Consider the following 21888-nt stretch of genomic DNA (forward strand, 5'->3'; position numbering starts at 1 on the left):
GTCACTCCCCGAACTCTTCCCGGCCGGTGCCGAATTCCTGGTCGATGAAGGAGAAGATCTCGTCGACGCTCGCCGTCCGGAGTGCCGCCCGTACGCCGTCGCTCTCGGCGGGTTCTCCGGCCGCGGACGCGTCCGCGGCGCCGTGGACGGTGACGTCCGTGGCCGTGTACCGCTCCTCGCATCGGGCGAGCAGGAGCCGCAGTCGCTCCGCCGTACGGTCCAGATCCGACCGCCCGGCAGTCGTGCTCGCCACCAGTTCCTCCAGGTGGCCGATCTCCTCGTCGATGGTCCCGGGCGCGGGCACGTCCGGCGGACCGATCCGGGTGCGCAGGTAGCGGGCGACTGCCAGCGGGGTGGGCTGGTTGAACAGCAACCCGGCGGGCATGCGCACACCGCCCGCCGTACTCAGCCGGTTGCGCAGCTCGACCGCCATCAGTGAGTCGAACCCCAGTTCCTTGAAGGTGCGGGCCGGTTCGACCCGCCTGCCGTCGCGGTGGCCCAGCACGGCGGAGGCGTGGGCGCGGACCTGTTCGAGCAGCAGATCCTCCTGCTCCCGCGCGGTCCGGCCGGTGAGGAGTTGGTCGAGCGTGCTTGCCCCGGCGCCGGGGTCGCCGGTTGTCGTTGCTTCGGTTCGCGTCGCGGCGGCGTCGCGCCAGGCGGAGCCGGCCAGTTCGCGGTGGAGCAAGGGGGCCCGGCCCTCGTGTGCGACGCGGCGTACTACCGGCAGGCTCAGCGCGAGCGGCAGCCGCAGCGCGGGTCCCGGCCGTCGCAGGGCGGTGTCGAAGAGCGCCAGGCCGTGCTCCGCGTCGAGGGGCAGCAGCCCTGTGTCACGCAGCCGCCGCAGGTCGGTCCCGGTGAGCCCGGCGGTCATGCCTCCGGTCGGGGCCCAGGGGCCCCAGGCGAGCGACAGGGCGGGCAGCCCTCGGGCCCTGCGCAGTTGGGCCAGTGTGTCGAGGAAGGTGTTGCCCGCCGCGTAACTTCCTTGCCCGGCGGCCCCGTTGACACCGGATACGGAGGAGAACAAGACGAAGGCGGACAGGTCGGCGGTGGCGGTCAGTTCGTGCAGGTTCCAGGCGGCATCGATCTTGGGCCGCAGTACCCGGTCGAGGTCGTCCGCACCGATGGCCTCGACCACAGCGTCCTGGACGACTCCGGCGGTGTGGACGACCGCCGTCAGCGGATGCTCCGCGCGAACGCCCGCGAGTACGGCGGCCAGCGCGGCGCGATCCGCCACGTCGCAGGCGGCGACGGTGACCCGTACCCCTGGATTCGCCGTGAGCTCGGCGAGCGTTTCCCGGGCCCCCGGGCTGTCGAGGCCGCGGCGGCTGACCAGCAACAGGTGCCGGACCCCGTGCCGGGCGACGAGATGTCCGGCGACCAGCCGCCCGAGAGCGCCGGTGCCACCGGTGACCAGCACGGTGCCGTCCGGGTCGAAGGCCCTCTCCGGACCTGCGGCGCCGCTCCACCCGGACCGCCGTGCATCGGCCGACGGCGCCGGGCATACGAGGCGCGGTGCGTACAGTCGGCCGTCCCGCACGGCGAGTTGGGGCTCGCCGCAGGCCGGGGCTGCGGGCAGGGCGGCTGCCGATGCCGGGGTGGCGTCCAGGTCGACGAGCAGGAAGCGGCCGGGGTGTTCGGTCTGGGCGGATCGGAACAGGCCCCAGACGGGCGCCTGTTCGGGGTTACAGAGCCCTTCGCCGACCGCGATCGCCCTTCGGGTGACGATGATCAGCCTGGTGTCGGCGAGCCGGTCATCGGCGAGCCAGGTCCTGGCCAGGAGAACGGCCCGGTGCGCGGCTCGGCGTGCGGCGGCTGCGACGTCCGGCGCCTCCGGCATCCCCGTTCGGGACCCAGCCGTGCCGTCGCCGCCCGGCCGGCCGGCATTCGCTGTCTGCGTCTCGTCCGCCGTCCGCACGGCTTCCGGGTCCGCGTCGCAGCCGAGCACCACTACGTCGGGCGCCGTGCCGTGGGCGAGCAGTGAGGTCAGGTCCGGATGGCGTTCGGCGTCGGGCAGGACCTCGGCGGGCACGAGTGCCGAGTCGCCGAGTACCGCCCAGCGCAGGCCCGGTGCGGCGGGTGCCGGTTCCACGGGCCGCCAGGCCAGCTCGAAGGGGGCGTTCCCCTCGTACGGACCCCGTTCGGTCACGCCGGTGAGGGACGGCCGCGGCCGTGGGGTGAGTGCTCCGACGGTCGCCACGGGACGACCCGTGGAGTCGGTGATCCGAACGCCGACGCTGTCGCCGTCGCCGGGGGTGATCCTGGCCCGCAGCGGGCCACCGGTCGCGAAACCGGACACGATGACGCGGCCGAACTCGGCCGTGAGCCAGGTCTCGGCGGCGTCCGGCCGGGCGCGCCGCAGGGCGTGCAGCGCGCTTTCCAGCAGTCCCGGGTGCAGAGCGAAGTCGCCGGGTTCGGTGCCGTCCGCCTCGGGCGACGCGAGTTCGGCCCAGATCTCGGCACCGCGCCGCCACACCCCGCGCGGTCCGCCGAACGCGGGCCCGTACTCGGTGACCTGGTCGTGGTGCCCGGCGATCAGCCGCTCCTCGACCGGTTCGGCGTCCGCCGGCGGCCACGGCTGCTCCGGGTCGCCGATGGCCACGGCCGACGGCGGGGCGGGCGCGAGCATGCCCTCGGCGTTCCGGGTCCAGTCGACGGCACCGCCCTCGGGCCGTGTGTGCACGGACACCGGGCGGCGGCCGTCGTCGCCGGACCCGGCCACGACCTGCACCTCGATCACACCCGTCGCCGGCACCACGAGCGGTACGACCGGCCGGAGTTCGAGCACCTGTCCGGCGCCGGTCTCCCGCGCCGCCGTGACGGCCAGGTCCAGCAGGACGGCGTCCGGCACGAGCGCCGTGCCGTGCACGGTGCGGTCGGCGAGCCAGGGGTGGGTGACCGCGGAGATCCGGCCGCTGAGGAGGGTGTGCCCGGTGTCGGCGAGGGTGACGGCGGAGGTGAGCACCGGGTGGTCGAGCGCGGTCGTGCCGGGCGCAGCCGTGGGGCGGGCCGCGCCGGGGGCGATCCAGTAGCGGCGGCGCCGGAAGGCGTACGTGGGCAGGGCATCGGGGGGCGCGCACGGGTGTGCGGCGAACACCGAGTCCCAGTCGGGGGTGTGACCGGTGAGGTGCAGCCGGGCGGGCACGGCGGCGGCACTCGCCGTCTCGGGGTGGTCCCGGCGCAGCACCGGCAGGATCAGCGGTGGGGTCCGGGTCTGCTCGCCCGTCTCCTCGGCGAGGGACTCCAGGGACTCCTGGACCGTCGCGGACAGCACTCCGTCGGGTCCCAGCTCGACGTACCGGATCACGCCCAGGGCGCGCAGTCGGCGTACGCCGTCGTGGAAGCGGACGGTGCGGCGGACATGGCGCACCCAGTAGCCGGGCGAGCACAGTTCGTCGCCGGTCGCCGCCTCTCCGGTGAGGTCGCTGATCACGGAGAGGATTGGCGGGTGGTAGGTGACGGAACGGGCGACTTCCTCGAACTCGGCGAGCATCGCGTCCATGTGGGGCGAGTGGAAGGCGTGGGAGACCCGGAGTAGGCGGGTCCGGCGGCCTCTTTCCGCCCAGTCGTGTGCGATCCGGCGCACCGCGTCGGTGTCCCCGGAGACCACCACCGCCGAAGGCCCGTTGACGGCAGCGAGAGCGACCTGGTGTTCGCGTCCGGTGAGGCCGGGAAGGATCTCCTCCTCGGTGGCCTCGACGGCAGCCATGGCTCCGGTCGCGGGAAGGGCCTGCATCAGTCGGCCGCGTGCGGCGACGAGCGCGCAGGCGTCGGGCAGCGACAGGACGCCGGCCGCGTGGGCTGCCGCGAGCCCTCCGACGGAATGGCCCAGCAGGTGGTCGGGGACGATCCCCCAGTGCTCCAGCATCCGGAACAGGGCCACTTCGAGGGCGAACAGGGCGGGTTGGGCGTACCCGGTGCGGTCGAGGAGTCCGGACTCGTCGGCCAGCAGCTTCAGCAGGGGGTGCGCCAGGTGCTCGTCGAGGTGTACGGCGATGTCGTCCAGGGCGTTTCGGAAAGCGGGCTGAGCGGCGTACAACTCCATTCCCATGCGCGGCCGTTGGCTGCCCTGGCCGGTGAAGAGGAACGCGGTGCGTCCCGTCCGGGCGAGGCCCCGGAACGCCGTGGGCGTCTCGGTCCCGGCGCCCAGGGCGTCGAGGCCGGCCAGCGCCTCGTCGCGGTCCGCGGCCACCACGGCGGCCCGGTGCGGCAGTGCGCTCCGGGTGACGGCCAGCGTGCGGCCGATCCCGGCCAGCACGGCGTGCTCCGGGCTCGCGGCCAGTCGACCGCGCAGTCGGCGGGCCTGGGCCGGCAGCGCTTCCTCGGTCGCGGCCGTGAGGACCAGCGGTACCGGCAGGGCGGGCGTCGCGTCGGCGCCGACGGGCGCTGGGAGGATCAACTTCGCGTCCTTGGGCGCCTGTTCGAGGATCACATGGGCGTTGGTGCCGCTGATCCCGAAGGACGACACACCCGCCCGGCGCGGACGCCCCGTCTCCGGCCACGCCCGCTCCCGCGTCAGCAGCTCCACCGCACCGGACGACCAGTCCACGTGCGGCGACGGCTCATCCACGTGCAGGGTCCTGGGCAGCACGCCGTGCCGCATCGCCAGCACCGTCTTGACGACGCCCGCGACGCCGGCCGCGGCCTGGGCATGGCCGATGTTCGACTTCAACGACCCGAGATAAAGGGGCTGTTCGCGGTCCTGCCCGTATGTTGCCAGCAGGGCGTGCGCCTCGATCGGGTCGCCGAGCCGGGTCCCCGTGCCGTGCGCCTCCACGGCGTCCACGTCGGCGGCGGTCAATCCGGCATTCGCCAGCGCGTCCCGGATCACGCGCTGCTGCGCCAGCCCGTTCGGCGCGGTCAGGCCGTTCGAGGCGCCGTCCTGGTTCACCGCCGAACCCCGCACCACCGCCAGCACCCGGTGACCGTTCCTGCACGCGTCCGACAGCCGCTCCACCACCAGGACGCCCACGCCCTCGGACCATCCCGTGCCGTCCGCCCCGGCGGCGAACGCCCTGCACCGGCCGTCGGCGGACAGTCCGTCCTGCCGTGAGAACTCGGTGAACAGACCGGGCGTCGCCATCACCGCCACGCCCGCGGCGAGCGCCAGCGTGCACTCCCCGCGCCGCAGCGACTCGGCGGCGAGGTGGAGGGCGACCAGTGAGGACGAGCAGGCCGTGTCCACCGTGACGGCCGGACCTTCGCAGCCGAAGACGTAGGAGAGGCGCCCGGAGAGCACTCCGGCGGTGTTGCCGGTGAGCAGGTGTCCGCGCAGTTCCTCGGGGGCCTCGTGCATGCGGGGGCCGTACTCCTGCGACATGGCGCCGACGTAGACGCCCGTGCGGGTGCCGCGCAGCGCCGAGGGGGCGACGCCGGCCCGTTCCACCGCCTCCCACGCGGTTTCCAGAAGGAGCCGCTGCTGGGGGTCCATCGCCAGTGCCTCGCGCGGTGCGATGCCGAAGAGATCAGCGTCGAAGTCGGCGGCCCCGGTGAGGAAGCCGCCCGGATGGCCCTCTTCGTCCCACCCCCGGTCGGCAGGCGACGCGGAGATCGCGTCGGTCCCGTCCAGGACGGCCTGCCACAGCTCCTCCGGGGTGTCGATGCCCCCGGGCAGGCGGCAGGCCATACCGACGACCGCGATCGGCTCGTCGACGGCGGCCCGGACGGTCGCCGGCCAGGACGGGGCCACGGGCCCGGAGGCAGCTCCCTCGCTCAGGTGGCGGGCCAGGTCGGTGGGCGTGGGGTGTTCGAACAGCAGGGTGGTGGGCAGCCGTCTGCCCGTCGCCGTGCTCAGCCGGTTGCGCAGTTCGAGGGCGAGGTGCGAGTCGACGCCGAGATCCTTGAAGGTCAGCCCTGGTGCGACGGCAGCCGTGTCCTGGTGCCCGAGTACCACGGCCGCCTCGGCCCGTACGAGGTCCAGCAGTTCGGCCAGGGTGGCGGGAGCGGACGGCGTCGGCAGTGCCGCTTCGGCCGGGGGCTCGGGCGGCACGGCGGGCAGGGTGCGGGCGAGGGGCCGCGTCCCGCTCCCGGTGACGGGGGCCAGCCAGTGGCGCAGGCGTTGGAAGGGGTAGGTGGGCAACTCGGCGCGGGAGGCGGGCTGGTGGCCGGCGAAGGCGGGCGTCCAGTCGACCTCCGTACCGTGGACGAACGCCTGCGCCAGGGCGGACGCCAACTGGGCGGGGCCGCCGTGGTTGCGGCGCAGGGTCGGCACCACCACCGGTGCGGTGCCCGCCAGTTCGGCCGCGGCGGCCAGGGCGGCGGTGAGCACGGGGTGCGGGCTGATCTCGATGAAGACGCGGTGCCCGGCCTGTGCCAGCGCGGTGACGGCGGGTGCGAAGGCGACCGTCTCCCGGAGGTTGCGGTACCAGTAGGCGCCGTCCAGCACGGGGTCCGTCCCGTCCCGTACGACGGTGGAGTGGAAGGGGACCCGGGCGGGGCGCGGGGTGACGTCTGCGAGGACGTCGAGGAGTTCGTCGCGAATGGTCTCGACGCAGGATGAGTGGGAGGCGTAGTCGACGGCGACGCGCCGTGCCCGTACGTCGTCGGCGGCGCACGACGCGAGCAGTTCCTCCAGCGCGTCGGACGGGCCGGCCACCACCACGGCACAGGGGCCGTTGACGACGGCGAGTTCGAGCCTGCCGTCCAGGACCGCCAGCCGGGCCCGGACCGCCTCCTCGGACTCGGGTACGGCCACCATCCCGCCGTGCCCGGAGAGCCGGCACCCGATCAGCTCGGCCCGGCGTACGGAGATCCGGGCGCCGTCCTCCAGGGAGAGCGCGCCTGCCACACAGGCCGCCGCGACCTCGCCCTGCGAGTGGCCGACGACTGCCGCCGGCTGTACTCCGTGGGCGCGCCACACCTCGGCGAGGCTGACCATGACGGCCCACAGCACGGGCTGGAGCACGTCGACCCGGTCGAGGTCCGGTGCGCCGGGGACCTGCCGCACGACATCGGTCGGCGACCAGTCGACACACGCCGCGAGGGCCCGTTCGCACGCGGCCCAACGGGCGGCGAACGCCGGCTGCGTGTCCAGGAGTTCACTCGCCATACCGGCCCACTGGGAGCCCTGGCCGGGAAACACGAAGACGGGGCCGGGCCCGGCGGGGGACGTGTCAGGGGCCCGGGCGGTGACGACGTCGGGCGTGGACTCGCCCCGGGCGAGCGCCGAGAGGGCTCGCAGCCGGGCGGGGTGGTCGCCGCCGAGGACCACCGCTCGGTGGGGGAAGACGGTCCGTGTGGACAGCAGGGCGTGTCCGATGTCGGCCGGGGAGGCGTCGAGGTCGGCTTCCAGCAGCGACCGTGCCTGGTCGGCCAGGGCCTGCGGGGTACGGGCGGACAGCACCCAGGGGACGCGGTCGGGCTCCGGGGCCCCGGCTGTGGACGCGTCGTCATCGGTGGTGTCCGGCGCCGGGTCCGCTTCCCAGGACGACAGCACGACATGGCAGTTGGTGCCGCCGAGGCCGAAGGCACTGACGCCCGCGACCCGGGGTCCAGGGCCGGCCGGCCAAGGCTCGGTCGTGCGCTGGACGGTCAGTCCGAGGTCGGCCAGCGGGATGCGGGGGTTGGGAATCTCGTGGTGGAGGGTGGGCACCAGTCGCGCGTCGCGCAGGCACAGGGCGGTCTTGATGAGGCCGGCGATCCCGGCGGCGCCCTCCAGGTGACCGATGTTGGTCTTGACCGACCCGACCCGCAGAGGCTGTCCCTCAGGGCGGGCGGCCCCCAGGGCGGCGCCGAGCGCGGCGGCCTCGACCGGGTCTCCCTCGGGTGTGCCGGTGCCGTGCAGCTCGACGTACTGGACCTCGGCCGGGTCCGTGTCCGCCCGGGCGCACGCGAGGAGGACGGCCTCCCGCTGCGCCTCGGGGTCGGGGGCGGTGAGGCCGCTGCCGCCACCGTCGTTGTTGACCGCGCTGCCCCGGATCAGACAGTGGACGCGGTCCCCGGCGGCCAGGGCCGCCGCGAGCGGCTTCAGGACGACCAGGCCGCCGCCCTCACCGCGTACGTAGCCGTTGGCTCGGGCGTCGAAGGTGTGGCAGCGGCCGTCCGGGGAGAGCGCACCGAGGTGGGCCACGGCGAGGGTGCTGTCGGGGGACAGCACCAGGTTGACGCCGCCCGCGAGTGCAACCGTGCACTCGCCCCTGCGCAGGCTCTCGACGGCCAGATGGACCGCGACCAGCGAGGAGGACTGGCCGGTGTCGACCGTGAGGCTCGGGCCGCGCAGACCCAGGGTGTACGAGACACGGTTGGCGAGCAGGGAGCGCTGCACTCCGGTGAAGGTGTGGGGGGTGACGCCGTCTGGGCCGTGCTCCTGGACAAGTCTCGCCCAGTCGTCGGCGAGCGCGCCCACGAAGACACCGGTGCGGCTGCCGCCGAGCGTGGCGGGGACGGTGCCGGCGTGTTCCAGTGCCTCCCAGCCGAGTTCGAGGAGCAGCCGCTGCTGCGGGTCCAGGGCGGCGGCCTCGCGCGGGGAGACCCCGAAGAACGCGGCGTCGAACCGGTCCACGTCACTCAGGAAGCCGCCCCGTGCGGGGACCCCCGGCAGCTCCGGAACGACGCCACGGCGTTCGTTCGGCACCTCGGCCACGGCGTTGCCACCGCGGGCGAGCAGCGCGGCGAACTCCGCCGGGTTGCCCGCGCCCGGCAGGCGGCACGCCATGCCGACGACGGCGATCGCCTCGGACTGAGCCGGCATCCGCTTCCCTCCACCTGGTCGAGAACGTACGGGGACGGACGGGAAGGCCCGTGCCGTCGGCTGTTCAGATCCGGTAGCAGTGCATGCGGTCCCCGGCGATCAGGTCGTCGCCCACGGCGATGAAGCCGTGCTTCACGAAGTGGTCGGCGTCGACCACCGTGAAGTCATCGACGAAGGAGTGGCGCCCGCCGAAGACGGCGCTCTCACCGGAGATACGGAAGTGGCCGTCGGACGTCCAGCCGGGACTGGTGAAGGTGCCGTGGTGGCCCCAGTCGTCGTAGTAGAAGCAGGCGAAGGAGGCGTCCACCGCGCTCCAGCCGATGAGCCAGGTGGCGATGATGCCGGGCACCGGGACGTACTGGGTCATCTCGTAGAACCGGCCGCCGGCCACCGGCCGGGTGGAGGATTTCGCCTCGCCCGTAGTGACCTTCTCCGTCGTCAGGTTCGTGTATTCGACGCGGAAGTCACCGAGCAGGAAGTCGAGCTGTCGCATTTCCTCGGCCACTTCGCCCTGGGTCGGAAAAACGACTTCGCCGCTGTCGGCGGGAACGGAGTCCCGCAATTCCTCGTCGGAGGACTGTATGGGCTGCGCACTCATGGCCAACTCCGGAAGATGGGGACGGCTTTCCCTGCCGAAGCGAAGTTATGGAACCGGCACGGCCACGCACAAGCCCGTACGGGCCGGTTAGGGGTACCTGCCAATTGTTCGGGGGCGGTGAGGCCCGGGTAGGGGTGTTTGACCGTACGGAAGCGCCATTAGGCTCCCGCCGACGGGACCGGCGCACCGTCCGGATCCCTCCAGAAGGAGCGAGACGATGACGACCGAACAGCAGTCACCGATACCTGAGACACAGGACGACTTTCCGTCCCTGGTCGCCTGGCTGACGAGACACCGGCAGGAAAGTCCGGTGCTTCCCGACGCCTTTCCGGGCCTGTGGCACGTTTTCCGTCATGCCGATGTCTCCCGGGTGCTGTCGGACACGGCGACCTATTCGAATGACATGTCGGCCGTCATCCCGACACATCCGGACACCGCGTGGATGGCGAAGGGGAACGTGGTCGGCATGGACCCCCCGATGCACCGCAGGCTGCGGTCGCTGGTCAGCAGGGCGTTCACTCCCCGGCTCGTGGCCGGACTGGAGCCGCGTATCACCGAGCTGGCCGCCGGTCTGCTTGACGAGGTGGCGGGGCGGGACCGGTTCGACCTGGTGGAGGCCGTCACCCACCCCCTGCCGGTGTTCGTGATCGCGGAGCTGCTCGGCATCCCGGTGTCGGACCGGCCGCTGTTCGAGAAGTGGGCGCTGGCCTTCATCTCGGCCAACGGCGGCGGCGAGAGCGCGCTGCCGAGCGAGGAGAACGTGCTCGCCTTCGTGGAGACCGCCCGGGAGATGCGGGCCTACATGCTGGAGTACGTCGGCCGCCGCCGCGCCGAGCCGCAGGACGACCTGATCAGTCGGCTGGCGACCGCGAGCACCGAGGACGGGCAGCTCGACGACGACGAGATCATCGGCTTCGCCGGCACCCTGCTGATGGCTGGTCACATCACCACCACGGCAGTGCTGGGCAGCACGGTGCTGTGCCTGGACGAGAACCCCGCGGCCCTCGCCGAGGTACGGCGGGACCGCTCGCTGGTGCCGGCGGCGATCGAGGAGGCGGTGCGGCTGCGCCCCGCCTTCTCGCGGCTGGTGCGGATGACGACCCGGGAGTCGGAGCTGGGCGGCGAGAAGATCCCCGCCGGGCAGGTGCTCACCCTGTGGACGGTGTCGGCCAACCGGGATCCCGAGCGGTTCGACGCCCCGGACACCTTCGACCTGCACCGGGACCAGGGCCGCCACCTCGGCTTCGGCCAGGGGCTGCACTTCTGCATGGGGGCTCCGCTGGCCCGCCTGGAGGCACGGATCGTCCTCAACCTGCTGCTGGACCGGTTCCCGGAGCTGCGGGTGGCCTCGGGGGACGACGCGGTGGCGTACCACCACCCGAAGAACGTGGTCGGTCCGCGCCGGCTCGACGTCGAGGTGGGTGCCTGACAGCGGGTTCCGCACCCGTGTGCTTCATACGAACGGTCCGTACGCCGCTGGCGTACGGACCGTTCGTGCCGGGCGGGGCGGGATGTCACCAGGTGACGGGCATACGGCCGAGCTCCGGGTGCCAGGAAGGGTGTTCGTACACGTCCTGGGCGGACTCGGTGAGCCGGAGACCGGGCAGGCGGCTCAGGATGGTGCCATAGGCGACCTGGAGGCCGACCTTGGTGAGACCGGAACCCAGGCAGTGGTGACTGCCGGAGCCGAAGGCCAGGTGGCCCCGGGCCTCGCGGGTCAGGTCGAGGCGGTCGGGCTCAGGGTACTCGGCGGGGTCGCGGTTGGCGGCGGCGCCGGAGACGACGACTCCCTCGCCCGCGCGGATGAGCTGTCCGCCGACCTCGACGTCCTCCATGGCGACCCTGGGCATCAGGTCGAGCGGACTCACGAGCCGCGTCAGCTCCCCCACGGCGGAGGGGAGCAGCTGAGGATTCTCCTGGACGGCGGCGAGTTCACCGGGGCGTTCCAACAGGCGCAGAAGTCCAATGGTGATCATTGCCTTCACTGGTGACTGTCCGGCAACGAATATGACGAAGCACATCTTGACCAACTCCTCCTTTGTGAGGGCGCCGGTCCTTACATATTTCTCAATGACACGACTGACGGGATCGTCACCGGGCTTTTGCAGCTTGCCGTCGACGAACTTCTCGAAGTACTGCTGGAGAGCGACGATCTGATGGGCGATCTCCTGGCCGACCTGACCGGTGTCGACGGCCGAACCGGAGGCCTTTTCCCGCACTTCGCGACTGTCGACGAGCCAGGCCTTCAGGTCGGCGTATTCCATCCCGAGGGCCCAGCAGGTGATGGTGCCCGCGAGCGGCTCGGCGAATGCGGCCACCAGATCCGCGGTGTTTCCGTCGGCGATCATCACGTCGACGAGTTCGTCGGCCTTTTTCTGCATCGCCGGCCGCAGGGCTTCCGCTCGGCGGAGCGTGAACTCGCCGACGACGGCCTTCCGCTGTGCCGTGTGTTCCGGCGGGTCCAGGGTGTTCAGCAGGGGAAAGCCCCGGAACCCTTCGAGGGCCTCCGCGTATATCGGATATCCGGGATGGGTGATGTCGGAGCTGAACCGGTTGTCATGCAGGACGGCACGAGCCTGTTCGTACTGGGTGACGACCCAGACGCGCCTTCCGTGGTAGAGACGTGCGGCCACGGGCGCGCCCGCGTCGCGCAGGGCACGGTATTCCTCGGGCGGCAGATAGGGACATTTCCTCAGGACGGGAAAGGCGTCGCCCGCGAGGGCGTGGGTGTCTGGCACAGGTGTGTTCCTTCGGTGGCGAGGGCGGGGAGGACGATTGAGGAGCCGTCAGGCCGACCAGCGCAGCAGGCAGAGTCCGGCCGCCATGCCCGCACCGAACCCGGCGAGCAACAGCAGTTCGCCATCGGCCAGCAGACCCGCCCTGGCGGCCTCGTCCAGGGCCACGGGGACGGAAGCGGCGCCCATGTTCCCGTACTTGACGAGCGGGGTGTGGGTGCGGGCGCCGGTGAGGCCGCAGCGTTCGACCAGTTCGCCGAGGAGTACTCCGTTGGCCTGGTGCGGCACGAAGTGCGCCACCTCGTCGAGGGTCGTTCCGGTGCGCTCCAGCAGGGGGGTGATCATCGGGGGGACGTTCGCCATGACGAAGTCGGCGACACCGCGTCCGATCATCCGCAGATAGTGACCGCCGTTCGCGACGGTCTCGGCGGAGGCCGGGACGCGGCTGCCACCGCCCTCGATCCAGATCAGTTCGTGGACGTCGCCCCGGCCGACGAGTTCGACGTCGAGAATGCCGTACGGCTCGGGCACGGCGCCCACCACGGCGGCGCCGGCGGCATCTCCGAGGAGGACGGCGGTGCCCCGGTCGCTGTAGTCGAGGAACCGTGAGTACAGGTCTGCGCCGATGACCAGGGCGAGGGAGCCGGGACGCAGGGCGACCAGGGCGCGGGCGATGTCGAGGGCGTAGACGAAGCCGGCGCAGGCGATGTTGATGTCGAAGCAGGCCGCGCGATGGGCGCCGAGCGCGCTCTGCACCAGGGAGGAGGTGGGTGGCAGGGGTGCGTCACCGGTGGAGGTGGCGACGATGAGGTGGTCGATACGGTCGGCCGTGACACCCGCGTCGTCGAGGGCGGCGGTGGCGGCGTGCCGGGCCAGGTCGGAGGTGGCCTCGTCCGGTGCGGCGTACCGGCGTCCGGTGATCAGTGTGCGGCGGCCGATCCACTCGGCGGTGATGCCGGGGACGCGGCGGGCGATCTCCTCGTTGGTGATCTCCTCCTTGGGGAGATAGGAGCCGGTGCCGAGGATGCCTATGCGGGGCGTCATCGCGTCACCGCCAGGGCGCCGGGCACGTCGGCGGCGAAGGGCCGCAGCGGGTTGAGCCGCTCGGCGCCGATGCGGGACCGCAGTGCGGGGTCGGTGACACCGAGGCCCGGTTCCGGGGCCAGGCAGAGGACACCGACCTTGCCTATGTGTTCGTTTCGCTGCACCAGCCGGGTGGCCTCGCCGACCTCGTGCAGCGGGAACAGCGACGACAGTGCCGGCATGATGCGGCCCTGGCCGAACAGCCGGGCGCATTCCCACTGTTCGTGGAGGTTGGCCACATGGCTGCCGATGACCCGCTTCAGCTTCATCCAGAGATAGCGGTTGTCGTACTGGTGCCGGTATCCGGTGCTGGAGCCGCAGGTGATGACCGTGCCGCCGCGGCGGGCCAGGAAGACGGAGAGGCCGAAGGTGGCCTGGCCGACGTGTTCGAAGACGATGTGCGGGTCCTCTCCGGTCTCCCGGCGGATGACCGCGCCCAGCCGTTTGCCGTCGGCGATGGCCTGCTCGAAGTCGTCGCCCTCCGACTCGCCGATGCCGAGCTCCGAGCGGTCGATCACGATGTCGCAGCCCAGGGCCCGCAGCGCCGCCGCCTTCTCCGGGGAACCGACCACGCCGACCGGGATGCCGCCGCCGTTCTTCACGAACTGCACGGCGTACGCGCCGACGCCGCCCGTGGCGCCCCAGATCAGCACCACGTCGCCCTGCTTCATCCGGGCGCCCCGGTCCGAGACGAGCATCCGGTACGAGGTGCCGGCGCACGCGGGCACGCACGCGGCCTCCTCCCAGGTGAGGTGGGCGGGCTTGGGGATGAGCTGACTGGCCCGGGCAAGGCAGTAGTGGGCGAGGCCGCCGAAGTTGGTCTCGTAGCCCCAGGCGAGCTGGTGTTCGCCGAGCATGCCGTCGGACTGGGTGATGGCCTCCTGCTCGTCGACGCAGGCGGCGTTCACGAGGACGTGGTCGCCGACGCGCCAGCGCCGGACCGCCGAGCCGACCCGGACGATGACTCCGGCCGCGTCCGAGCCCAGGACGTGGTAAGGCTGATCGTGACGGGCCGCCCAGGGGCCCTGCTTCCCGTAGGCGGCCAGGAACCTGAAGGTCGACAGGGGTTCGAAGATGGCGGACCAGACGGTGTTGTAGTTGATCGAACTGGCCATGACGGCGATCAGGACCTCGTCGGGGGCAGGCTCAGGCATCGGCACGGGCCCGACGCGCAGCGTCTTGCGTACATCCTTGTCGACCACGTCCCGGAAGACGTCCACGTCCTCGACCCTCAGATGGGCTGCCGTGAACTCCTCCGGCAGAACCGCACGTTCAAGGTCCTGCGGACTTGCGCCCGCCAGCACCGCATCAGTCACCGAACCCATGACGGCCTTTCCTCGTACGGCTGTTGATGTCGATGACGCTAGGCGAGGCCCCGCCCCCTAACGCCACCCCTCAGAATCGGGGAGGTCCCCTGTCCGGCTGTTCCGTGCGGAGCGCGGCGCGCTCATTCGGCGATGGCGGTCCGGGTCGTCCAGCGGAAGACCGCGACCTGCTCGCCCTCGATCACAGTGAATTCCCCGTCGTGGACGAAGTGCTCGTATCCCGCGCCGAATCGGTGCTTGATCTTCTCCGTCAGCGAGGTCGCGAACTGTATGCGTTCCTCCTGGGGAAGGTGCGCCGGGCCGTCACAGAGCAGCGCCTTGTAGTTCTCCATGTCCAGACCTCCGGTAATCGTGGATGCACGAACGAATCTGACAGGTGTCGCGCACGTGAACCACCCCTATCGGACCCGGAATTCCTTCGGGCTGGAAGAGACAGGGGTCACGCCGATTCAGGCAGTCCCAGCTCGATTTGCAGCGGAAGTTCCTGCCGCGAGGTGATGTCGAGTTTCTTGTAGACCCGGGTGAGATGCTGCTCGACCGTACTGACGGTAATAAAGAGTTCAGCAGAAATTTCCCGGTTCGTCAGCCCCTGGGCCGCGAGCACTGCCACCCGGCGTTCCGACTCGCTGAGTTTCGCCGCCGGGTCCGGCCTGCGCAGGGCGCCGTGCACGGACCGCCGGGTCGGCCTGCCGCCGAGCTCCAGGGACACGATCCGCTCGCGCAGAGGGCTCGCCCCGTACTCGTCCGCGAGTTGTCGGGCCTTGCGCAGTGTGAGGTCCGCGCGGGCCGACTGGCCGAGATCCTGGTAGGCCTCGGCAAGGTCGGCGAGGACTCTGGTCAGCTCCCACACGTTGCCCGACACCTGGAGTTGCTCGGCGGACCGGGTGAGCAGCCCTGGCCGCTCGTGGGGCTCGGCGAGCTGGGCGCGCACCCGCAGCCACGACCCGGAGTCCGAGGACCGGTCGGTGTCGGCACCGTACGCGGTGAGCAGTTGTTCCGCCTCGTGGTGGTTACCGAGCCGCAGCCAGGCCTCCGCCGCATCGATCTGCCATGGCGGGCGCACACCGGAGGGCAGGTCCCAGCGCTCGTCGCGGCGGCCCACCGCCAGGAAGTCCGACAGGGCGAGGTGCGGCCTGCCGACGGTCAGCAGGAGGTGACCGCGGGCCCTCAGATAGGCCAGCCCGTGGACCGAGCGGAGGAAGGACTCGGGGAGCGGCCGGCCGAGCAGCCGGGCCGCCTCCTCGTACCGCCCGGTCGCGGTGCACACGGTCACGAGGATGGCGAGCGGTCCCCCGCACAGCCGGTAGGCCGGCACCTCCCCACCCAGCTCGACGGCCTCCTGGGCCCAGGTCTCCGCATCCGTCAGGCTGCCCAGCGCGAGCGCGATCTCGGCCCGCAGCGCGCTCAGCAGCCGGCGCCATCCCTCGACGCCACGCTCGGCGGCCTGACGCACGAAGTGGGCGCACCACTCGTCCGCCAGGTCGGGCCGGCCGACGGTCATCAGGTTCCGCAGCTCAGGCAAGATCAGCGCGATGGTGCTGTCACCGAGCCTCAACGACCTGAGCTGGTCGTCGATCTCCCGCACATCGCGTATCCCCACGCGAAACGGACCGGGGCAGAAGTCAAACCCGGGGGCACATGTACGCCCCGCGACCCCGCCGCCGTCCGTCTCGCCCGATACGGCACCCTCGGCCGGCATCCAGGCGGCCGCCGTACCCGCGGTGTCGCAGAGAAGCCAGTGCCAGTCCTCGTAGAACGGGCCGGAATGCGGCCCGCCGAGTGGGGCGTCCGCGGGCCGGGCCTGGGCGTATAGCAGCGCCATGCCCTCTTCCAGCCGCCCGCACCCGAGCAGCAGCCGTGCCTTCAGGACTGTCTGCGCCTCGCAATGTTCGGCCCCGCACACGCACTCCGTCCGGGCCATCTGTTCCAGATAGTGCTGTTCGGCCCGCCAGGGGTCGGTCCGCATCATCACGACTGAGCGCTTGAGCACCAGGCGGGCCCGTTCCCAGCAGTCGGTCGAGGCCTCGTGGGCGAGTTCGAGGCAGGCATCGGCGAACTGCGCGTCGTCGATGTCCAGGGCCTCGTCCGCGGCCCGTTGGAGGGTGGCCGTCTGCCAGGACTCGGTCACCCCGCCGAACTCCAGCAGATAGCGGGCTGTCGCGCGGGCGCCGGCCCCGCGCTCGCGCAGGAACTCCGCCACGCGGAGCAGGATCTCGTCGCGTCGGCCGAATTCCGGGTGTTCCAGCACCGTCGACTCGATCACCGGGTGGCGCAGCCGCCAGGACGCGACGAGACCGGCCGCTTGCAGCAGGTACCCCCCGCGGGTGATCTCCGCGGGGTCGAGGCGCAGCACGGCGGCCAGGCTCTCGGGGCTGGAGAATTCGCGCAGCGCGGCCATACCGACGGCCACGGAGGTCGCCAGTGGCCCGCTGGCCCGCACGCAGTCCAGGGACGCCTGGGCGAACAGGCCGCCCGGGCACGGCCAGGTGTCCGGCCGCGCGATGTGGCCGTGCATGCCCATCTCCTCGGCCAGGGCCCGTACGAGCAGCGGGTTACCGCCGCTCGCCGTGTGCAGCGCCTCGGCCTGGGCGGCGCCGGGCGGCCCGCCGTTCAGCTCCTCCCACAGTCTGGCGGTCTGCGCGCGCTCCAGCGGACGCAGCCTGATCCGGTGGAGGTTGGTCTGGCGCAGCAGGTCGCAGTGGAGGTCCAGGCCGCTGGAGCCGCCGAACGGCAGAAGGGTGAAGACCAGCATGACGGGGCTGTTGCGCAGCCGACGTCGGGTGGCTTCCAGGATCCAACGCCATGTCGGCTCCTCACAACCCTGCGGGTCGTCGACGCAGACGACCACGGGGGACCGCGCGGCCAGGGCGGCGAGCCGGTCACTGGACTCCTGGAATCCCGCAGAGGGGCTGAGAGCCGTGTCGTCGGCCCGGGATCCGCGGGGCCGACCGGCGTCGTGGGTGCCGAGAACGATCGCCCCCGATTCTGTGGCGTACTGCGCGAAGCCCTCCATGAGGTCACTCTTCCCGCAGCCCGCTCCACCTTCCAGCGTCACGGTCATCGCTCTGCCCCGCACACACTCGTCGAGCAGTGACTCCAGGTGGCGCAGTTTCTCGTCCTGCCCGGAAAGCAGCATATCTGTAACCCTAATCACATCCCGCCTTGTACTGGGAGTTCTGCGGGTTCTGCGGGATTGCCTCGGAAATGCCGCAGACAACGTCCAGACCAATCGGAGTAACGTGATACGTTCACAGCCGTCGCGAACCGATCTCCGCTAGAGGCCCGTTCCAGTTGACGGACCGCTCGATACCGCATCCACCGCGATACCCTCCGTCCGGCTGGCACACCCCTACAAGGCGCCCTGCTGGAGCTCGTAAGCGGCACCTCGCAAACAACATAGCCAACGGAACGCCCCTACGGAAGGGAACATTCCGTTAGTAAATCGTCATGGCAAGTTGAAATCATTTTGCCGTTCAGCAGGGTGAATGACTATGCGTCATCTATTTCCACTCAGTGGAAAGACTTCTGGCCATTTCCACCAGCTCCGCGGCGTCCATGTCGCCGATCTCACCCTGCTGACCGCCCGCCGCTTCCACCGGGCCCGCCGGCGCGACCGCACCCTCCGCGAGTGCCAACAGTTGGTCCAACAGACCGTTCTCGCGCAGTCTGGCCAGTGGAACGGACAGGATCAGACTGCGGATCTCCGCCTCCCGTCCACTGCCCTCCGCGGCTCCGGCGGTCTGGTCGGCGGTCGGCAGGAGCACAGTGCCCACATGCTCGGCAAGCGCGTCCAGCCGCGGATGGTCGAAGACCAAAGTGGCGGGAAAACGCAGTCCCGTCGCGGTGTTCAGCCGGTTGCGCAGTTCGACCGCGGTCAGCGAGTCGAACCCCATCTCGCGGAACGACCGTTCCGTGTCCACCAGCCCCGGGGCCGTGTGTCCGAGCACGGCGGCGACCTGGTTGCGGACCAGGCTGAGCAGCACGGACCTGCGCCGGTCCGCGGGCAGCCCGGCCAGACGCCGACGCAGCACAGCCCCTGGTTCATGTGTCTCCTGGGCGGCCCGGCGCCGGGTACGAGTGCCGACCGCGCCGAGAAGGCCGTGCAGGACGGGAGGCAGCGGTTCACGCGCGTGCAGGGCCCGCAGGGCCGGGAGCTCGAACGGCGCCGCCACCACCGCGGGGCCTGCCACTCTGCCGAGCAGCGTCGCGTCGAGGAGTTCGAGTGCCTCGCCGGTCGGCAGAGCCCGGAATCCGCCGGCTCGCAGCCGCCGGTGGTCGGCGGCTGCAAGACCGGCCGTCAGGCCGCTGGTCTCCTCCCACAGTCCCCACCCGACGGACATCGCGGGCAGGCCCAGCGCACGGCGCCGGTGGGTGAAGGCGTCAAGGTAGGCGTTGGCAGCCGCGTAGTTGGCCTGCCCCGGCGAGCCGAGGGTCGCGGCGGCCGACGAGAACAGCAGGAACTGCCGCACGTGCGGGTGGAGTTCGGTGAGCCGGTGCAGGTTCAGTACGCCGTGCGCCTTGGGCCGGAGTACGGCGGTGAGCCGGTCCGGGGTCAGGGAGCCGATCGCGCCGTCGTCGGTGGTCCCCGCACAGTGGACGACGCCGACCAGCCGTCGTCCCAGAGCTGTCACGGCCTTGTGCAGCCGGGCCGGCGCATCGGGATCTCCGATGTCGCCGGCCACGACCTCGACGTCGGCACCCGCGGTGGCGAGTTCGACGCGCAGCGCACCGGCTCCGGATGATTCCGGGCCGGTGCGGGACAGGAGGATCAGGTGGCGGGCTCCGTGCCGTTCCACGAGGTGACGGGCCACGAGAGCACCCAGGGTGCCGGTGCCGCCAGTGATGAGCACGGTCTCGCCCGGTGCGAATCCCGCGGGCGGCAGGGTGAGGACGGCCTTGCCGACGAGTGTCGCCCGGGCGAGCGCCCGGAACGCCTCCGGGGCATGGTAGATGTCCCAGGTGGTGGCCGGGGGCGGGGTGAGTGCGCCCTCGACGAACAGGGTCCCCAGCTGGCGCAGGATCTCCTGGATCCGCTCCGGACCGGGGTCGGCCAGGTCGAACGGCCGGTAGGCGACGCCGGGATGATCGGCGGCGAGCCGCCCGGGGTCCCGCAGGTCGGTCTTGCCCATCTCGACGAATCGGCCGCCGCGCGCGGTCAGACGCAGCGAGGCGTCGGTGAACTCGCCGGCCAGACAGTTCAGTACGACGTCCATGCCGCGACCGCCGGTGGCGTCGAGGAAGGCGTCGTGGAAGTCCAGGGTGCGCGAGTCCGCGATGTGCGCGTCATCCAGACCGGCCGCCCTCAGTGCCGCCCACTTGGGCCGGGACGCGGTCGCGAACACCTCCGCGCCCAGCCTGCGGGCGAGTTGCACGGCGGCGGAACCGACCCCGCCCGCTCCGGCATGGATCAGGACCCGCTGTCCCGCGCACAGTCCGCCGAGATCGGCCAGCCCGTGGTACGCGGTCAGGAAGGCTACGGTGGCCGACGCGCCCTGGACGTCGGTCCAGTCGTCGGGCACCGGTGCGAGCAGCCGGGCGTCGGCCACCGAGCGGGGCGCGAAGGGGGTGTCGAACGTACCCATGACCCGGTCACCGGGCGCGGGCCACTCGACACCGGGCCCTACTTCCATGACCACCCCGCATCCCTCGCTGCCGAGTCGGGCCCGGTCCGGGTACATGCCGAGCGCGATGAGGGTGTCGCGGAAGTTGAGTCCGGCGGCCCGTACGGCGACGCGCACCTGGCCCGCGGCGAGTACGCCGGTGGCCTCGGCGTCAGGGACGAGCGCGAGGTTGCCGAACGATCCGGGCTCGGTCACATCGAGCCGCCACTGGTCACAGCCGGCCGGTTCGGCCAGCACATCGGGTCCTACGGCGGCCCTGCCTAGCCGCCGGCCGTACACCTTGCCGTCGCGCACCGCGACTTCGGGTTCCGCGGCGGCGAGTGCCAGGTCGAGCACTGCCTGATCGAGCACAGCTGGGGCTGCCGACGCGTCGTCGGCCCCGACGTCGACGAGGACCAGTCGCCCGGGGTCCTCGGCCTGGGCCGAGCGCAGCAGACCGACCAGCGCCGCATGGGCCGTCCCCGTCGCGTCGGCCGGAGTGCCGGGCACCGGCGCCGCACCCCGGGTGACGACCACCAGTGGCAAGTCCGCGAGCCGCGTACCGGCCGCCCAGTTCCGCACCAGCTCCAGCCCCCAGATCACGGCTCGTTCGGCGGCCTCGGCCGACGTGCCGTCGTTGTCCGCGAGGACGGGACAGCAGGCGACGGCGGCGCCGGGAACCGGGTTGCCCGCGCCGAGCCACGCGTCCAGTTCGGCGGGCGTGCCGAAGCCGGGCCGGTCACCGGCGGCCTCCGGGTCGAGCCACACATAGGTGCCGGGGACCGGAGTGGGGACCGGCAGCTCCGGCCAGTCGACGCGCAGCAGTGCGTCCGGGGCCGCGGCGCTCGGCGAGGCCAACTGGTCGGCGGACACCGGCCGGAGGACGAGCTGTTCGACGGCGACAACAGGCGAGCCGATGGCGTCCACCGCGTGCAGGGACAGCCCTCCGTCACCGGTCGTGGAGAGTCGCACCCGCAGCGAGGTCGCACCGGTCGCATAGGCCGTGACACCGGACCAGGAGAACGGCAGCCGCACGCCTCCGTCCTGTGTACCCGGCAGCAGTCCCGCACCGTGCAGAGCCGCGTCCAGCAGCGCGGGATGCGCCATGAAGCCGTCGCCGTGGGCTCCGCTGCCGGGATCCATCTCGACCTCGGTGAACACCTCGTCCCCGCGCCGCCACGCTGCACGCAGTCCACGGAAAGCGGGGCCGTAACCGAATCCGGTGGCCGCCATCTTCTCGTAGGCGCCGTCCAGTTCGACCGGTTCGGCGCCGACCGGCGGCCACGCCCCCAGGTCGAACTCCGGCTGAGGGGTGCCACCGAGCACGGCGGTGGCGTGGCGCATCCACTCGGCGTCGTCCGACTGTTCCGCACGTGAGAAGAAGCGCACGGTCCGCCGGCCTTGCTCGTCGGTATCGTCCACCACGACCTGGAGGCGCACGGGAGCGGTGTCGGACAACAACAGCGGGGACTCCAGGACCAGTTCGTCAACCCGGGGAGTTTCCAGCCGCTCCCCCACCCACAGGGCCAGCTCCACGAACGCGGTGCCCGGCAACAGCGGGGTGCCGAACACCGCATGGTCGGCGGTCCAGGGCTGGCCCTTCAGCGACAACCGGCCGGTGAACACCGTACGGTCGCCGTCGGCCAGTTCCACGGCAGCACCGAGCAGGGGATGTTCGGCACGGCCGAGCCCCGCGAGGACCGCGTCACCGAGCCTCGGCCCGGGCATCTCCGTCCAGTAGTGGTGGTGTTGGAAGGCGTAGGTCGGCAGATCGACACGCCTGGCACCGCCCCCCGCGAACCACTCCGCCCAGTCGACCGGCACACCATGCACATACGCCTCACCCAACGACAGCAACAGC

At 71.8% G+C, this 21888-nt stretch carries 9 protein-coding genes; 1 reads left to right on the forward strand and 8 read right to left on the reverse strand.

The annotated features are described in order from the left end of the window. Position 1: 1 nt before the first annotated feature. Positions 2-8686 carry a type I polyketide synthase gene (locus G3I71_RS39925; RefSeq protein WP_164322915.1) on the reverse strand — a complete coding sequence of 2895 codons (8685 nt, stop codon included), beginning with the start codon at positions 8684-8686 and terminating at the stop codon, positions 2-4. Between the two features lie 64 nt (positions 8687-8750). Continuing rightward, positions 8751-9284 (reverse strand): NlmOI, encoded by a 534-nt coding sequence (locus G3I71_RS39930; protein WP_164322917.1) that lies wholly within the window; start codon positions 9282-9284, stop codon positions 8751-8753. A gap of 217 nt (positions 9285-9501) precedes the next feature. Here G3I71_RS39930 and G3I71_RS39935 point away from each other — a divergent pair, with 217 nt between their 5' ends. Beyond that, positions 9502-10713, forward strand: a complete 1212-nt coding sequence (locus G3I71_RS39935; RefSeq protein ID WP_164322919.1) for a cytochrome P450 — start codon at positions 9502-9504, stop codon at positions 10711-10713. 85 nt (positions 10714-10798) lie between these two features. On the opposite strand, the gene G3I71_RS39940 is transcribed toward G3I71_RS39935, so the two are convergent. The 6 genes from G3I71_RS39940 to G3I71_RS39965 all read right to left on the reverse strand — a co-directional run. Continuing rightward, positions 10799-12022: a cytochrome P450 gene (locus G3I71_RS39940; RefSeq protein WP_164322921.1), complete on the reverse strand. Its 1224-nt coding sequence runs from the start codon at positions 12020-12022 to the stop codon at positions 10799-10801. A 48-nt stretch (positions 12023-12070) separates the two neighbouring features. Beyond that, a complete protein-coding gene (locus tag G3I71_RS39945; protein WP_164322923.1) occupies positions 12071-13063 on the reverse strand; it encodes a 3-oxoacyl-ACP synthase III family protein in 993 nt (330 codons plus the stop codon). Continuing rightward, complete coding sequence (ccrA, locus tag G3I71_RS39950; RefSeq protein ID WP_164322925.1) at positions 13060-14427, reverse strand: crotonyl-CoA carboxylase/reductase; 1368 nt, start codon at positions 14425-14427, stop codon at positions 13060-13062. Before ccrA ends, G3I71_RS39945 begins: the two co-directional genes overlap by 4 nt. Positions 14428-14549: 122 nt before the next feature. Further along, the gene (locus tag G3I71_RS39955) at positions 14550-14759 is read right to left on the reverse strand and encodes a DUF5988 family protein (RefSeq protein ID WP_164322927.1); all 210 of its coding nucleotides are present in this window, start codon (positions 14757-14759) and stop codon (positions 14550-14552) included. A gap of 107 nt (positions 14760-14866) precedes the next feature. Then, positions 14867-17563, reverse strand: a complete 2697-nt coding sequence (locus tag G3I71_RS39960; RefSeq protein WP_164322929.1) for a LuxR family transcriptional regulator — start codon at positions 17561-17563, stop codon at positions 14867-14869. A gap of 364 nt (positions 17564-17927) precedes the next feature. Continuing rightward, positions 17928-21888, reverse strand: a 3961-nt coding sequence (locus tag G3I71_RS39965; protein WP_164322931.1) for an SDR family NAD(P)-dependent oxidoreductase, incomplete at its 5' end; no start/stop codon positions are given.

The organism is Streptomyces sp. SID12501 (assembly GCF_010550245.1).
Taxonomy (GTDB): Bacteria; Actinomycetota; Actinomycetes; order Streptomycetales; family Streptomycetaceae; genus Streptomyces.

Bases quoted from the DNA above. Each gene is read 5' to 3' on its own strand.
- G3I71_RS39930 (WP_164322917.1), bottom strand. From the start codon at position 9,284: ATGAGTGCGCAGCCCATACAGTCCTCCGACGAGGAATTGCGGGACTCC.
- G3I71_RS39960 (WP_164322929.1), bottom strand. From the start codon at position 17,563: ATGCTGCTTTCCGGGCAGGACGAGAAACTGCGCCACCTGGAGTCACTG.
- G3I71_RS39955 (WP_164322927.1), bottom strand. From the start codon at position 14,759: ATGGAGAACTACAAGGCGCTGCTCTGTGACGGCCCGGCGCACCTTCCC.
- G3I71_RS39925 (WP_164322915.1), bottom strand. From the start codon at position 8,686: ATGCCGGCTCAGTCCGAGGCGATCGCCGTCGTCGGCATGGCGTGCCGC.
- G3I71_RS39945 (WP_164322923.1), bottom strand. From the start codon at position 13,063: ATGACGCCCCGCATAGGCATCCTCGGCACCGGCTCCTATCTCCCCAAG.
- G3I71_RS39935 (WP_164322919.1), top strand. From the start codon at position 9,502: ATGACGACCGAACAGCAGTCACCGATACCTGAGACACAGGACGACTTT.
- ccrA (WP_164322925.1), bottom strand. From the start codon at position 14,427: ATGGGTTCGGTGACTGATGCGGTGCTGGCGGGCGCAAGTCCGCAGGAC.